We start from the raw sequence: 14873 nt of genomic DNA, 5'->3' as shown, positions 1-14873 counted from the left end.
GGCCGGACAGGAGCCCTTTCCCGAGTCTCGGTGACGTGGACTGCCCGGGTCAGGCCAGGGCGGCGGCGACGGCTGCGCGCACTCGCTGACCGGCCGCGCGCCGGGCGTGGCCGGGGACCGGCACCCGGATGACGCGGATCCCCGGGCTGCCCTGGTGCAGCAGTGCGGCGAGCTCGTCCGGGGTGCGCGCCGTGGTCGAGGGCACCCCGTGGGCCGCGCAGAGCAGCCCGATGTCGCTGCCCGTGGGTGTCGTGAACAACCGCGTCATCGGCCCCGACAGCTCCGGCGCGCCGTACTCGAGCGTGCCGAAGATGCTGCCCCCGTCGTCGTCGAGCACGACGATCGTCAGGTCCGGGCGGGGCTCGGCGGGCCCGATGAGCAGGCCGTTGGCGTCGTGCAGGAAGGTCAGGTCGCCGAGCAGCGCCACGGTCGGCCCCGGCCGGGACAACGCGATGCCGACGGCGGTCGAGACGCAGCCGTCGATGCCCGCCAGCCCCCGGCTGGTGAGGACCTCGACGTCGGCGCGCGGGTGGGCGACGCCGTGCGCGAGGTCGCGGGCGACGCTCGAGCTGCCGAGGAAGAGGGCAGCGTCCGGTGGCAGTGCGTCGTGCAGGGCCCGGGCGACCGCGGGGCCGGCGGCATCGGTGGGGACGGCAGCGGCGAGGCGCTCGCCGGCCTCGCGCCAGGTCCGGGCGAGGTCGCTCTCCTCCCACCCGGGTCCCTCCAGCGACAGCGCGGCGAAGGGGTGCACCGCGGCCGCCGCGTGGGTCGCGTCGGCCCAGCCGTCGGCGCCCGGCTCTCCGGTGGTGACGACCTCGACCCGGACCCCGGGGGTGCGCGTGAGCGCCGGCACGGAGCGGCCGAGGGTGGGGCGCCCGACGACGAGCAGGCGCGAAGGGAGGTGCGCCGCCACCCAGTCCCTCGCCGTGAGGACGAGGTCGCCGTGGGGCAGGACGAGGTCGCTCGTGCCCGGCCCAGGCTCGGCGACGACCGGTGCGCCGTGGTGGCTCGCCCAGGCGAGCGCGGCGGCCCGGTGGTCGGCGGTGGGCAGCTCGCCGAGGACGACGAGGGTGTCGGGGTCGTGCTCGAGGGGGACTGCGTGCCCGGCGGTGACGGGGGCGGGGCCGGCCACGGCGACCCAGGGGTGGTCGCCCTCGCGACCGACCACGGGGTCGAGGTGTCCGCGACCGGGTGGGCGGTCGTTGTGCCCTCGACCCGTCGCGGGGGCGGCGATCGCCGTCGGCGCGAGCGGGTCGCGGTAGGGCAGGTCGAGGTGGACGGGTCCCGCGCTCCCCTGCCCGGCGAGGGCGCCGGTCGCGGCGGCGACGGCCCGGGCGGCAGCGGTCCGCCAGCCCGCGGCCTGGCGGGCGGGGTCGGCGGGCGTCTCGAGCTCGAGCGCCAGACGGACCTGCTCGCCGTAGACCCCGACCTGGCTCGTGGCCTGGTTGGCGCCGACCCCGCGCAGCTCCGGGGGCCGGTCGGCGGTGAGGAGCAGCAGCGGGACCGCGCCGTGGTGGGCCTCCAGGACCGCGGGGTGGAGGTTGGCCACGGCCGTCCCGCTCGTCGTGATGACGGCGGCCGGCCGGCGGGAGGTCTTGGCCAGGCCCAACGCGAGGAAGGCCGCGCTCCGCTCGTCGACCCGCACGTGCAGGCGCAGCCGTCCTGCCAGCTCGAGGTCGTGGGCCGCGTAGGCGAGCGGGGCCGAGCGGGAGCCGGGGCACAGGACGACCTCGCGGACGCCGAGCCGCGCGAGCTCGTCGAGGAGCACGCGCGCACCGGTCGTCGAGGGATTCACCCACCCGATCCTGCCACCCCGCAGGGTCGGTGTCGGGCGGGCGGGCTCCCCTCAGATCCGCTCGACGTCGTAGTCGATCGTCACGGTCGGCGTCCCGGCCGTCCCGACGAAGGGGGCTGCCCCCTGCCGCCACGCCGCGAGGGAGGGGTCCTCGCTCGCGTCGGCCAGGCGCGCGGTCTCGGCGTAGCGGCCGCTGTCGTGCGCCTGCGTCGCCCGGGCGTCCCGACCCAGGTCGTCGGCGAGGGAGCGTTCGACGGTCACCCAGCCGGCGCGGTCGGGGTTGGCCGCGCCCTCGAGACCGGGCACGAGGTCCTCGGTGTGCTCGAGGCTCAGCACCGACACGTCCTCGGGCACCCCGAGGGAGGCGACCGGGGCACCGGAGGTGACGACGTGGGTGATGCCCAGCCGTCCTCGCAGCTCCGGGTTCGCGGCGAGCGCGGCCGCGGTGATGCCGCCGTGGCTGTGCCCTGCGGCCATGACGCGTGGCGGTCCGCTGTCCCCGACCCGGCTGCGGGCGTCGGTGAGGGCCCGCTCGACGGCGAGCATCGAGCGGGTCGTCTCCCCCGCGAGGAGCAGGGCGTTGCTCGTCAGGTCCCAGGGGTTGGCGCCGGCCCGCGGGTCGAAGGTCTGCGTCCCCGGGATGTCCACGACCCAGGCCCAGGTGCCGTCGGCCTGGGGGATGCCGGTCACGCGCAGCCGCGACCCACCCGACGTCGGTCCGTCGGCCGCGACGAGGTCGGCGACGCCGCGGGGCGCCCGACCGACGCCTGCCGGTCGGGGCCGCAGGTCGACCCGGCGGCCCGACTCGTCGAGGACGGCGCCCTTCGTCGCGGCGACGACCACGGCGAGCGCGCCGGCGTGGTCGCGCGGCGGGTAGGGCACGCCGGCCCGGCCGCTGCGCCAGCCGAGCCACAGGCCGAGCACCGGCACCCCCTCGCCGAGACCGAGGAGCAGCCCGTCGAGGCCGTCGGCCGCGGCGGGGACGAGCCACGGGTGGTCGAAGAGGATCTCGTCGGCCTCCTGGCCGAGACCCAGCCCGATCGAGATCGCCGCCGCTCGGGCACCGGGCACGGTCATCACGGCCGCGACCACCGGCACACTCGCCAGCCCGGCCCCGAGGACGACCGGGGCCACCGATCGGCCGACCCACGCGCCCGCGCTCGTCGCGATGCCGTCGGTGAGGGCCTGGACGCTGTGTTCGGCGTCGCGGTAGGCGTGGACGGCCGCCGTCGTCGCGGCCGCGGTGGTGCCGACCTCGACCCCGACGGCGACGACCCCGGTGCACCGGCCGATGGCCAGCTCGGCGGTGACGGCCTCCACCGGGGCCAGCAGCCCGGCGAGCGCGAGCCCCGGGTCCACCGCGGCGAGGCCGATCGCCAGGCCCACCTCGCCGACGTCCAGCGCGATCCGCCGCAGGCGTCCCGCGGACTCCTCGAGCTCGTCGAGCCCGACCGACAGCCCGGCCGCGCCCCCGGTGACGCTGATCCCGCTCACGGCAGCACCCGGGCCGTGAGGTCGACGGCGCCGACCATGTGCAGGCGCGACTCGGCGACGGCCTGCAGGTGCCGCACGTCGGCGGCGGCCTGGCGCACGCGACGGGCATAGGTGGCGAGGTCGTCGGCGTGCTCGCCGACGACGTCGCGGTGCAGCCGAGCCGCCTCCCCCTGCCAGCTCGTGGCCGTCGCGCTGCGCGCCTGCACGGCGCACGCGTCCAGCCGGTCGGCGTGGCGCTCGAGCCGCACCGCCACCGCTGTCAGCTCCCCCGGGAGCAGCCTGTCGATCCCCGTGTCCATGGGTCCACCCCACCCCTTGGGCAGGGCGGGCGGGACCCCCTTCGCGCTCCTGTGGACGAAGGGAGCGCCACCACCGGGCCTGTGGTCAGACGCGCGCCGCCCAGGCCGCGCGGACCCGCTCGCGCCACCAGTGCTCCCGGGCCGGCGACGCGGCGTGCGCGGCGAGGAGTCGCGGGTCGGGGGCGACGTCGCGGACCGGCAGGGCACCGGCCACGGGGAGGAGGGGCTCACCCGTCACGTCGGCGGCGAGCAGGGCGCCGGTGCCGAGCCCGCACGCGTGGTGGAGCTCGGGCAGCGCGGCGGCGAGGGCGACACCGGCGCGCAGGCCGACGCTCGAGTCGATGGCAGAGGAGACCACGGCCGGCAGGCCGCACTGCTCGACGACGCGCAGCGCGGAGGCCACCCCGCCGAGGGGCGCGACCTTGACGACGATGACGTCGGCCGCGCGCAGGCGGGCGACCTCGAGCGGGTCCTCCGCCTTGCGGATGGACTCGTCGGCGGCGACCCGGACGTCGACGCCCTGGTGGGCGAGCTCGACGCGCAGCCGAGCGAGGTCGCGCACGTCGGCGCAGGGCTGCTCCGCGTACTCGAGGCCGTACTGCGCGAGGAGGGACAGGCTGTCAGCGGCCTGCGTCAGGGACCAGCCGCCGTTGGCGTCGACGCGGATGCGCGCGTCCGGCCCCATGACGTCGCGGACGGCGGCAACCCGGTCGAGGTCGTCGCGCAGGTCCTGGCCCCGCTCGGCGACCTTGACCTTGGCGGTCGTGCAGCCGTCGTAGCGGGCGAGGACGGTCGCCACGTCGGCAGCGGGGACGGCGGGGACGGTCGCGTTGACCGGGACCTCGTCGCGCACGGGCTGCGGCCACCCGTCCCAGGCGGCCTCGATCGCCGCGTCCAGCCAGCGCGCGGCCTCGGTCGGCCCGTACTCGAGGAAGGGCGCGAACTCCCCCCACCCGGCGGGTCCGCGCACCAGCGCGACCTCGCGCTCGGTGACCCCGCGGAACCGGGTGTTGAGCGGCAGCGTGACCACGTGCAGGCCGTCGAGCAGCTCCTCGACGGATGCGAGCGCGGTCATCGGTCCCGGCTCGAGAGCACGCAGAACTCATTGCCCTCGGGGTCGGCGAGGACGGTCCAGGTGACCTCCTGCTCGTCCTGGCCGACGTCGACGCGGGTGGCGCCCTGGGCCAGGAGCGTCTCGATCTCGGCGTCGCGCTCCTGCTCGACGTGAGGCGCCAGGTCGAGGTGCAGGCGGTTCTTGATCGTCTTGCCCTCGGGCACGGGGACGAAGACGAGCGAGGTGCGCAGGCCCTGCCAGGTCGCCAGGTCGTCGACCGGGTCCTCGGTGTGCTCGGGCGGCACGACATTGGCCTCGTACTCGTCCTCGTAGCCGATCCGCCACCCCAGGACGTCGGCCCACCACCGCGCAAGGGCTCGGTGGTCACGCGCGTCGATCGCCGTCTGGTACCAGTGCAGTGCCATGCACAGGACGGTAACCCGCGCTCGGCCCTCACCCGGCCGTCGCCGCCGCCCGGGCCGTCTCGGTCTCGAGGAGCACGTCGCGCAGGCTCATCAGGTCAAGACGAAAGCGGCTGACGAGGAAGGCCGTGTCACCCAGGACGTACACGTCCGGCACTCCCGGCGGCCGCTGCCCGTGGCACCAGGCGTCACCCCCGAGCGTGATCGCGAGTGCCCGGGAGCGGTCCTGGTAGGACTGCACGGGGACCCCCGCGAGGTAGTCGCGCACCCTGAAGACGGCCGCGCCCCCGACGAGGCCGTTGGCCTTGGCCGCGCAGTGGATGATCCCCGCCGCGACCCGGGCCGGCTCGGCGGACCGCCACCGTTCGAGCAGCCGCGCCCGGGCGCTCGCGGCGAGCAGCCGTCGGTAGACCGTGGGCAGCTCGGCGGCCGCCAGCGGCGGCGGGCCGGACGCCATGAGGACCGCGTCGATCGAGCGCACCCATCCCGGCGGGACCGGGCCGGCCAGCGCGTCCGGGTGCAGTGGCTCGTCGACCGGCAGTGGGTCGCCGACGAGTCGCTCGAGCTCCTCCGGCCCACCGACGACCCGCTGGAGCCAGCCACGCATCGTCTGCTGCGGCACCGGCTCGCGCAGCCCGTACGTCAGGTCCTCACCGGGCGGCGGGACCGGCCCCCACTCATCGCCCATGACCGGGCCGCCGCCACCGCCGTCGATCCCGTACAGCCATCGGTCCGTCATGTCGCGTCCTCTCGCCCGTGACGGTCCGGGTGACCGGCCACAGGTCCACCCCACCGGCTGCGGGAGGCGAGGGGGACCCCCTTCGGCGGGCTGTGGACGGACGCCGAGCGCGGCGGGGGGCTGGGGACGGGCGTAGGGTCGCTGCCCGTGGACATCGCCCTGACTCTCATCGCGATCGCCGTCGCGATCGTGCTCATCATCCGCTTCAAGGTCGACCCGGTGATCTCGCTGATCATCTCCTCGGTCTTCCTCGGTCTGTCCGCGGGGGTGGGGGCCGAGGGCACGGTCACGGCCATCACCACCGGCTTCGGCGAGATCATGGGCGAGGTCGGTCTGCTCATCGGCTTCGGCGTGCTCATCGGGTCGCTGCTGCAGGCGACCGGCACCTTCCGGGCGCTCGTCGAGATCATCGCGCGCCGGGTCGGCGGCAAGCTGCCGTACGCGATGACCGCGGCGCTGTCGGCGATCTTCCCGTCCATCTACGTCGACGTGCAGGTCGTCCTCGCCTCCCCCATGGCCCGCCAGGCGGCGCCGGTCGTCGACCGCAAGCGCGGCCTGCCGTGGCTCGCCGGCGCGATCGGCATCGGGATCTTCGCCGGGTACGTCTTCGTCGTGCCGGGCCTGGCCGCCGTGGCCATCGCCGGCCAGCTGAAGCTGCCGCTCGGCGAGTACCTGATCTTCGGCGCCCCGATCGGCGTCGCGACCGCGCTGATCACGACCTTCCTCTTCCGGCTGCTCCTGCAGACCCGCTTCTGGGACGAGACCACCGACATCGATGCCGACGAGGAGGAGCACCCCGACAACCCGGGGCACCGCGCCTACCTCGCCCGCGCCGCGGCCGAGGCCGCTGCGGCCCGTCCCGGCGCCGGGTCCGGTGCGACAGCGGGGTCCGGCGCAGCACCGACGGTCGACGGCGTGGACGCCGACCTCGAGGACCCCGACGCGGTGCCGGACCGCGCGCTGCGCCTGCCGCTGCTGCTGCGCCTGTCCCCGATCCTCGTGCCGCTCGTGCTCATCGCCTTCGGCGCCTTCATGGACCTCTTCGACAAGAGCAACGCGACGATCGCCTTCCTCGGCAATGCCAACATGGCGCTGTTCATCGGCCTGCTCATCGCCTTCCTCATCGGGCGCGGCGCGCTCGGTGGGGACGGCACGGAGGCCGCTCTCTCGCAGGGCTTCCGGACCACCGGCGAGATCCTGCTCATCACCGGCATCGGCGGCTCGCTCGGGGCCGTCATCACCGAGACCGGGCTCGACGCGTCCCTCAAGCAGCTCTTCTCGGCCGACGCCAGCGCCCCCGTCCTCATCACCGTGCTGCTCGCGTGGTTCATCGCCGCGCTGCTGCACTTCGCGATCGGGTCGGTCTCGGTCGGCGCGATCACCGCGTCGGGCATCATCAGCCCGGTCGTCGCCTCGACCGGGGTCGAGCCGGTCGTCGTGGCCCTGGCCATCGCGTCCGGCGCGATGTTCGCGCTGCACGTCAACAGCAACTTCTTCTGGATGTTCAAGAGCCTGCTCGGTCTCTCGACCAAGGGCGCGCTCAAGACGCTGACGCTCGCGACCTCGCTCGGCGCGGTCGTGTCGTTGCCGTTGGTGCTCCTGGCGAGCATCGTCGCCTGACGCGGGGAGCCCCCTTCGTCGTCGTGACGAAGGGGGCTCCCCGGCGGCGGTGCGCGACGGTCAGGCCGCGACGCGCTCCCGCTCGGGGGCGTCGACCTGCGTGACGGCGCGACGACCGGCGAGGACCGCGTCGAGAGACCAGGCGCCGGGGCCGGCGACGGCGAGGGCCGCACCGATGCCGGCGAGCAGGAGGACGAGCTCGTAGCCGCCCTCCCCGACGAAGAAGCCCGCCGACAGGTGGACGACGAAGAGCGCGCCGAGCATGACGAGCGCGTAGACGGCACCGACGACGCGGGTGCCGAGGCCGAGGACGATCAGGACGCCGCCGACGAGCTCGACGAGCAGGGTCAGCGGACCGGTGACGCCGGCGAGCGGTGCACCCATCCCGGCGAACATCTCACCGACGCCGCCGAAGCCGGCGGCGGTGAGCTTCTGCCAGCCGTGCAGGAACATGGTCAGGCCCATGACGATCCGCAGGATCACGAGGGCGAGGTCGATCTGGGTGCGGCGCATGCGTCGCGTCCTTCCAATTGATTGCAACTACAACAGTTGTCACTTTAATCATCATCGGGTCCGCTCGCCAAACCGACGGTCAGTAGGCTCGCCCCCGTGAGCGCACTGGACAACGTCAGCGAGACCTTCGACCCGCAGGCCTGGGAGGTGGTCCCCGGGTTCGAGGACCTCACCGACCTCACGTACCACCGGGCCAAGGACGTCGGGTGCGTGCGCATCGCCTTCGACCGGCCGGAGATCCTCAACGCCTTCCGCCCGCACACCGTCGACGAGCTCTACCGGACCCTCGACCACGCCCGACGCACCCCCGACGTCGGCGTCGTCCTGCTCACCGGCAACGGTCCGACCCCGCGCGAGGGCAGCAGCGCGACGACCGAGGGCTGGGCCTTCTGCACCGGCGGGGACCAGCGGATCCGCGGCCGCTCCGGCTACCAGTACGCGGCGGACCCGACCGGCGACGACAGCGTCGCGGGCATCGACGAGCGCCGCGTCAAGGCCGAAGGGGGGCGCCTCCACATCCTCGAGGTCCAGCGCCTCATCCGCACCATGCCCAAGGTCGTCATCGCGCTCGTGAACGGCTGGGCAGCCGGCGGCGGCCACTCGCTGCACGTCGTGTGCGACATGACGCTCGCCAGCCAGCACGCGCGGTTCAAGCAGACCGATGCCGACGTGGGCTCCTTCGACGGCGGGTACGGCAGCGCCTACCTCGCGAAGATGGTGGGGCAGAAGCGCGCCCGGGAGATCTTCTTCCTCGGCCGCGCGTACACCGGCCAGGAGATGTACGAGATGGGCGCCGTGAACGCGGTCGTCGACCACGCCGAGCTCGAGACCGAGGCGCTGACCATGGCCCGCGAGATCATGGCGAAGTCCCCGACCGCGATCCGCATGCTCAAGTTCGCCTTCAACCTCACCGACGACGGGCTCATGGGCCAGCAGGTCTTCGCCGGCGAGGCGACGCGCCTCGCGTACATGACCGACGAGGCGGTCGAGGGGCGCGACCAGTTCCTGGAGAAGCGGGACCCGGACTGGTCGCCCTTCCCCTGGTACTTCTGATCGGGCGATGACCCCGTGCCGATCACACCCCTGCCCCTCCCCGCCGGACCAGAGGTCCTCGAGTCGCTCCCTTCGCTCGAGCGCGCGCTGACCGGCACCGCGCCGCTCCACCCCCACGCACCGGGTGAGATCCCGAGCCTGCCCGGGGGCGACCTGCCGCCTGACCTCGCCGTCGCCATCGCGACCTCCGGCTCGACCGGCACCCCCAAGCTCGCGCTGCTCACCGCGGCCAACCTCATCGCGAGCGCGGAGGCGACCGCCGAGCGGCTCGGCGGCCCGGGTCAGTGGCTGCTCGCCCTGCCGCCGCACCACGTCGCCGGCCTGCAGGTCCTGCTGCGCAGCATCGCCGCCGGCACGACGCCCGTCGTCCTCGACCCGGCCGCCGCGGGCGGCGCCTTCGCCTTCGTCGAGGCCACGGCGGGCATGCACGGCGACCGCCGGTACACCTCGCTCGTCCCGACCCAGCTGGGCCGGCTCGTCGAGGACCCGCTCGGGCTGAAGGCGTTGCGACGCTTCGACGCGATCCTCGTCGGCGGTGCCGCCACCCCCGCGACGCTGCTCGACCGTGCGCGCTCCCTCGGTGTGCGCGTGGTGACGACCTACGGGATGTCCGAGACCGCCGGCGGCTGTGTCTACAACGGCGCGCCGCTCAAGGGCGTCGCGGCGCGCACCGGGGCCGACGGGGTGCTCGAGCTCGGCGGTCCGGTCGTCGCGCACGGGTACCTCGGTCTCGAGACGGACGCCTTCCGCAGCGAAGGGGGCCAGCGCTGGTTCCGCACCGGCGACCTCGGCTCGGTCGACGGCCAGGGGCGGGTGAGCATCACCGGCCGCGCCGACGACGTCATCAACACCGGCGGCCTCAAGATCGCGCCGCGCGTCGTCGAGGAGGCCGTGCTCGCGCACGTCCCGGCCGTCACCGAGGCCGTCGTCGTCGGCCTCCCTGACCCGGAGTGGGGGCAGTCCGTGGCCCTCGCCGCCGTCACCTCCCCCGGCGGCCCGCCGGTCGGGCCCGTCCCCGATGCCGGCGTCGCCGAGATCCGCGAGATGCTCCGCCCCCACCTCGAGCCGGCCGCGCTCCCCCGACGGGTCCACGTCGTCGCCGAGCTGCCGATGCGCGGGCCGGGCAAGCCCGACCGCGCCGCCGTGGCGCGTCTGCTGGGAGGCTGAGCGCCTCGTAAGATCGCCTGTCGTGGCCACCTTCAAGCAGTGGGCCGCGGGCGCACGCCCACGGACCCTCCCCGCAGCAATCGCCCCCGTCATCGTCGGCACAGCCGCAGCGGCCGCACACCGGGACCTCGAGCAGGGGACGAAGGGGGCCAACCTCGGTCTCGCGCTCCTCGCGATGATCGTCTCCTGCTGCCTGCAGGTCGGCGTCAACTACGCCAACGACTACAGCGACGGCATCCGCGGCACGGACGAGGACCGGGTCGGCCCGGTCCGCCTCGTCGGGCAGCGCCTGGCGGAGCCCGGCAACGTCAAGATCGCCGCCTTCACCTTCTTCGGTATCGGGGCCTTCGCCGGCTTCGCCCTGGTCGCCCTGAGCCAGACGTGGATCCTCATCCCCGTCGGCGTCCTCGCGATCATCGCCGCGTGGCGCTACACCGGCGGCGACAACCCGTACGGCTACCGCGGGCTCGGCGAGGTCTACGTCTTCATCTTCTTCGGCCTGGTCGCCACGCTCGGCACCCAGTACACCCAGCTCAACATGATCACCCCGGTCGGGGTCCTCGGCGCGATCGGCGTCGGCGCCCTGGCCACCGCGATCCTCGTCGCCAACAACCTGCGCGACATCCCGACCGACTCGGTCACCGGCAAGAAGACCCTCGCCGTGCGCCTCGGCGACGCGCGCACGCGCCAGCTCTACGTCGGTCTCTTCGGCGTGGCCATCGTGTGCACGCTGCTCATGGCCTTCTGGCGGCCGTGGGCGCCCATCGGCCTCCTCGGCCTCGTCATCGCCTGGCCCGGCATCCAGGCCGTCCGCTCCGGCGCGACCGGCAGGGCACTCATCCCGGCGCTGGGCCTCACCGGCTTCGCCGAGGTCATGTGGGCGGTCTGGCTCTTCGCGCCGCTCGCCCGCTGATCCTCTGCCGCGGGCGAGCACAACCGGTCGTGCTCGTGCATCTCGTGGTTGGATCTGCCACCGTCTGCAGCAGGACGACCTCCTGTGCACGCACGGTGAGGCGGCTCCCCCTTCGCCCCTCGCTCTGCACGACAAACCTCGCCTTCGCAAGAGTTTGAAACTCCTGCGAAGGCGAGGTTTATCGGGTCACCCGATAAACCTGAGGCCCCTGAGGCGACCTCAGCGGTAGGACTCAGGCCCCTCGTCCGAGGACCCGCGCGCGGCGTCCTCGACAGCCTCGTCGGTGTCGGTGCGCTCGGAGCAGGCGCGGGCCTTGGCGGCCTGGCGGGCCTGGATCTGCTCGACCATCTCGACGCGGAAGGGGCGGAGCACGATCGCGGAGATCACCATCGACGCGAGGGCGGCGATGACGACGAGCCAGGGCAGCTCATTGCCGTCGCGCAGGCCGAGCAGCCACAGCAGCGCCAAGCAGCCGAAGAAGATCAGGAAACGGAGCAGGGTGTAGCGGACCATGGGGTGACTCAGTGCCTCACTGCGCGTAGCTGTGCTGGCCGATGAAGTAGAAGTTCACGACCGTGTAGTTGATGACGATGCACGCGAAGCCCGCGATGGCGATCCAGTTCGCGGTGCGGCGCGAGGTGTTCTTCGTGGCGCGGGCGTGCAGGTAGGCGGCGTAGACGGTCCAGATGACGAAGGTCCACACCTCCTTGGGGTCCCAGTTCCAGTAGGCGCCCCAGGCCTCGCGGGCCCAGATCGCGCCGGCGATCAGGGTGAAGGTCCACAGCGGGAAACCGATGATGTGCAGGGAGTAGGACAGCTTCTCCAGCGCGGCGGCCGGCGGCAGCTTGCGCCAGAAGCGCTCGCCCCCGACCCCGCGGTCGCTCATGAGGTAGAGCGCGCTGATGATCGCGCCGACGACGAAGATGCCGACCGACAGGGTGGCGACCGTCACGTGGATCGGGAGCCAGTAGGACTTCAGCGAGGGCACGACCTCGTCGGCCTCGACGTACCAGGCGGTCGAGGCGACCATGAGCAGCAGCACGACGAAGGCGGTGACGAAGACGCCGAGCCACCGCACGTCGCGCCGCAGCCCGACGACGGAGAAGGTCGCCATCGCGAAGAAGGCGCCCGCGACGCTGAACTCGAAGAGGTTGCCGAGCGGGAAGCGCTCGACCGCGAAGCCGCGGCAGGCGAAGGAGACGAGCAGCAGCAGCGCGCCGAGCCACGAGAGCGACCCGGCGATGCCGGCGGCCTTGCGGGCGCGTGCCGGCGTCTCGGCGACCACGGGCGAAGGGGGCTCCTCCCCCTTCGCTGTACCGGCACCGACGCCAGCGGGCACCTTGGCACCGGCGCGCGTCTCGGCCTGCGCCCGCTCGCGCACGGGCACGGCCTGCGCGAGGTAGAGGGCGAAGCAGAGCATCGCCACCGTGATCACCAGCGCGGCCGAGGCCAGCGCGTAGTTGGCGTACTGGGCCAGCATCTCGTTCGTCATGATGTCCTCGATTCTCCCACGAGCTCGTCCCGGACCTCCGTGACCACGTCCGCCAGGCCCTCGTCGTCGTCCCGGCTCATCCCGCCGACGTCGACCCGCACGCCGTCCGCACCCTGGGTGAGGCGCACGAAGACCCGTCGCCGCTTGATCGTCAGCGTCACGATGAGGCCGGCGAGCGCCGCCAGCGCGGAGACGAGCGTCAGCTCCTTGCCCGGGTCGTGGCGGACCGAGAACCCGGCCCACCGCTCCATGCCGTCGAAGGTGATCGTGCCGCGGCCGTCGGGCAGCTTGGCGCCCTCGCCCGGGGAGAGCCACAGCCGCAGCTGGTCCTTGCCGTCGGTGGTCTCGACCTTCTGCATCGACGCGGTGTCGAGCGTGAAGACCGACTGCGGGCGGCCGTCGGGGAAGATCTCGCCGGTGTAGAGGCTCAGGGCGAGCTTCGGCTCCCGGGTGTCGGGGAAGAGCGAGATCGGTCCCTGCTGGGGGTCGATGTAGGCGGTCGGCAGGAAGAGCCCGACGAAGCCGAACTGCTCGGGCGTGCTCGCCGCGCCGACCTTGATCGCGCCGGTCGAGCGGTAGTTGCCGTCCTGGGCGAGGAAGGGGGTCGGCCCCTCGTAGAGCACCTCGCCGTCGGCGTCCTTGACCGTGACGACGGGCGCGTACCCGTTGCCGAGGAGGAAGACCGTCGCGTCGTCCATCTCGAGCGGGTGGTTGACCTTGACGACGTCGGTGTACTCCGTGCCGTCCGCGTCGGCGACCGAGACGCGGGCCTCGAAGTCCCGCGGCTGGCCGAAGGTCTGGGTGCCCGGTTTGCGGTCGTTGAAGTCGGCGGTCATCTCGTCGACCTTCACGACGAAGGGGGACAGCTTCGTCTCGTCGACGAGCGGCCCCGGGGCGTAGGTGTCGTAGCGCGTCACGGTGTTCACGAAGGAGTCGCCGGCGGGGACGATGACATCGGCCTTCCACCCCCACAGGTGACCGATGGCGACGCCGATGATCAGGGTGACGAGCGCGGAGTGGAAGACGAGGTTGCCGGTCTCCTTGAGGTACCCGGTCTCGGCGGAGACGGAGAAGTCGTCGTGGCTGGCCACGCGGTAGCGCCGTCCGCGCAGCACCCGGACCGCGGCCTCGCGCACGTCCTCGAGCGAGCCCTCGACGACGCCGTCGGCGTGCGCCTCGAGCCGGGCCAGTCGCCTGGGGGCGCGCGGCGGCCGGCCCCGCATGGCCCGCCAGTGCACGGCCGTGCGCGGGACGATGCAGCCGATGAGCGAGATGAAGAGCAGCAGGTAGATCGCCGAGAACCACGGCGAGGAGTAGACGTCGAAGGCTCCGAGCCGGTCGAGCCACGGCCCGGTGGTCTCGTGCCGCGCGAGCCAGTCGGCGGTGCGGGCCGGGTCGAGGCTGCGCTGCGGGAACACCGAGCCGGGGACGGCCGCGACGGACAGCAGCAGGAGCAGGAAGAGCGCCGTGCGCATGCTCGTCAGCTGCCGCCAGCCCCACCGCAGGTAGCCGACCACCCCGAGCCGGGGCTGGGTCACCTCGTCGCCGGACGTCACAGGACCACCTCCGTGTCCGAGATGAGGTGAACCTGCAGCCACTGGGTGATCGCGTCCCAGCCGCCCGTGAGCAGGAGCAGCCCGACCGCGATCAGCAGGACCGCGCCGAGCACCTGGATGGCGCGCTGCCGGCGGCGCAGCCACGCGGAGACCGGCGCCCACCGCTCGTAGGCGGCCGCGATGAGCAGGAAGGGCAGGCCCAGCCCGAGGCAGTACGCGACGGCGAGGATGACGGCCCGGGTGGTCGACGCGTCCCCGGCGAGGTTGAGCGCGAGGACGGCACCGAGCGTCGGCCCCATGCACGGCGCCCAGCCCAGGCCGAAGACCGCGCCGAGCACCGGCGCCCCGGCCAGCCCGGTCGCGGGCCTGATGGGCAGGCGGAGGGTGCGCTGCGACCCGGCACCGAGGAAGACGAGTGCCATGAGGATGACGAGCACGCCGCCGATGCGCATGAGCAGCTCGCGGTGCTCGACGAGCGCGCGTCCGGCCGTCGCGACGAACATCGACGCGAGGACGAAGACGGCGCTGAAGCCGAGGATGAAGAGCAGGGTCCCGAGGACCATCCGCCCGCGCGAGCGCTGCTCGAGCGCGACGTCGGACAGGCCGGTGACGTAGCCGAGGTAGCCGGGCACGAGCGGCAGCACGCACGGCGTCGCGAAGGAGACGAGCCCCGCGAGCGCGGCCACGAGGACCGCGAGCGGCAGGGCGCCGTCCGTGACCTGGTCGCTCAGCGCGGCGGGGACGGCTGCGAGCGGG

Annotated in this window: 15 protein-coding genes; 4 read left to right on the top strand and 11 right to left on the bottom strand. The window is 73.7% G+C overall.

The features are described from left to right. Window positions 1-49: 49 nt before the first annotated feature. The 6 genes from menD to ABC138_RS05705 all read right to left on the bottom strand — a co-directional run bounded on the left by menD (window position 50) and on the right by ABC138_RS05705 (window position 5803). Window positions 50-1795, bottom strand: a complete 1746-nt coding sequence (gene menD, locus ABC138_RS05730; RefSeq protein WP_345913002.1) for a 2-succinyl-5-enolpyruvyl-6-hydroxy-3-cyclohexene-1-carboxylic-acid synthase — start codon at window positions 1793-1795, stop codon at window positions 50-52. Window positions 1796-1846: 51 nt separating this feature from the next. Then, window positions 1847-3289 carry a hypothetical protein gene (locus ABC138_RS05725; protein WP_345913001.1) on the bottom strand — a complete coding sequence of 481 codons (1443 nt, stop codon included), beginning with the start codon at window positions 3287-3289 and terminating at the stop codon, window positions 1847-1849. Continuing rightward, the gene (locus ABC138_RS05720) at window positions 3286-3588 is read right to left on the bottom strand and encodes a hypothetical protein (protein ID WP_068425651.1); all 303 of its coding nucleotides are present in this window, start codon (window positions 3586-3588) and stop codon (window positions 3286-3288) included. The genes ABC138_RS05725 and ABC138_RS05720 overlap by 4 nt, the downstream gene beginning before the upstream one ends. 85 nt (window positions 3589-3673) lie before the next feature. Next, window positions 3674-4663 (bottom strand): o-succinylbenzoate synthase, encoded by a 990-nt coding sequence (locus ABC138_RS05715; RefSeq protein WP_338538711.1) that lies wholly within the window; start codon window positions 4661-4663, stop codon window positions 3674-3676. Next, on the bottom strand, window positions 4660-5067 hold the full coding sequence (locus ABC138_RS05710; protein ID WP_068326338.1) for a VOC family protein: 408 nt from the start codon (window positions 5065-5067) through the stop codon (window positions 4660-4662). The genes ABC138_RS05715 and ABC138_RS05710 overlap by 4 nt, the downstream gene beginning before the upstream one ends. A gap of 28 nt (window positions 5068-5095) precedes the next feature. Then, entirely contained in the window at window positions 5096-5803 is a 708-nt protein-coding gene (locus ABC138_RS05705) for a hypothetical protein (protein WP_345913000.1), read from the bottom strand. A 147-nt stretch (window positions 5804-5950) separates the two neighbouring features. Here ABC138_RS05705 and ABC138_RS05700 point away from each other — a divergent pair, with 147 nt between their 5' ends. Beyond that, on the top strand, window positions 5951-7423 hold the full coding sequence (locus ABC138_RS05700; protein WP_345912999.1) for an SLC13 family permease: 1473 nt from the start codon (window positions 5951-5953) through the stop codon (window positions 7421-7423). 60 nt (window positions 7424-7483) lie between these two features. Here ABC138_RS05700 and ABC138_RS05695 read toward each other — a convergent pair whose 3' ends face one another. After that, window positions 7484-7936, bottom strand: a complete 453-nt coding sequence (locus ABC138_RS05695; protein ID WP_068326346.1) for a DoxX family protein — start codon at window positions 7934-7936, stop codon at window positions 7484-7486. A gap of 96 nt (window positions 7937-8032) precedes the next feature. Between ABC138_RS05695 and ABC138_RS05690 the strand changes: the two genes are divergently transcribed. Genes ABC138_RS05690 through ABC138_RS05680 form a run of 3 tightly spaced genes read left to right on the top strand, consistent with a single transcriptional unit; the run spans window position 8033 to window position 11069 of the window. Continuing rightward, window positions 8033-8989, top strand: a complete 957-nt coding sequence (locus ABC138_RS05690) for a 1,4-dihydroxy-2-naphthoyl-CoA synthase (protein ID WP_068326349.1) — start codon at window positions 8033-8035, stop codon at window positions 8987-8989. 15 nt (window positions 8990-9004) lie between these two features. Further along, window positions 9005-10156 carry an o-succinylbenzoate--CoA ligase gene (gene menE / locus ABC138_RS05685; RefSeq protein WP_345912998.1) on the top strand — a complete coding sequence of 384 codons (1152 nt, stop codon included), beginning with the start codon at window positions 9005-9007 and terminating at the stop codon, window positions 10154-10156. A 22-nt stretch (window positions 10157-10178) separates the two neighbouring features. Beyond that, on the top strand, window positions 10179-11069 hold the full coding sequence (locus ABC138_RS05680) for a 1,4-dihydroxy-2-naphthoate polyprenyltransferase (RefSeq protein WP_345912997.1): 891 nt from the start codon (window positions 10179-10181) through the stop codon (window positions 11067-11069). A gap of 219 nt (window positions 11070-11288) precedes the next feature. Here the strand turns inward: ABC138_RS05680 and ABC138_RS05675 are convergent, their stop codons facing one another. Genes ABC138_RS05675 through ABC138_RS05660 form a run of 4 tightly spaced genes read right to left on the bottom strand, consistent with a single transcriptional unit; the run spans window position 11289 to window position 14848 of the window. After that, complete coding sequence (locus ABC138_RS05675; protein ID WP_345912996.1) at window positions 11289-11582, bottom strand: DUF4229 domain-containing protein; 294 nt, start codon at window positions 11580-11582, stop codon at window positions 11289-11291. A gap of 16 nt (window positions 11583-11598) precedes the next feature. Then, complete coding sequence (gene ccsB, locus ABC138_RS05670) at window positions 11599-12561, bottom strand: c-type cytochrome biogenesis protein CcsB (protein WP_345912995.1); 963 nt, start codon at window positions 12559-12561, stop codon at window positions 11599-11601. Beyond that, entirely contained in the window at window positions 12558-14117 is a 1560-nt protein-coding gene (locus ABC138_RS05665) for a cytochrome c biogenesis protein ResB (RefSeq protein WP_345912994.1), read from the bottom strand. Before ABC138_RS05665 ends, ccsB begins: the two co-directional genes overlap by 4 nt. Then, window positions 14114-14848: a cytochrome c biogenesis protein CcdA gene (locus ABC138_RS05660; protein ID WP_068329093.1), complete on the bottom strand. Its 735-nt coding sequence runs from the start codon at window positions 14846-14848 to the stop codon at window positions 14114-14116. Before ABC138_RS05660 ends, ABC138_RS05665 begins: the two co-directional genes overlap by 4 nt. Window positions 14849-14873 lie beyond the last annotated feature (25 nt).

It is taken from the genome of Janibacter sp. LM (genome assembly GCF_039631275.1).
Taxonomy (GTDB): Bacteria; Actinomycetota; Actinomycetes; order Actinomycetales; family Dermatophilaceae; genus Janibacter; species Janibacter terrae.
The sequence above is the reverse complement of the archived record's forward strand: the minus strand, read 5'-3'. Positions and strand labels throughout refer to the sequence as shown.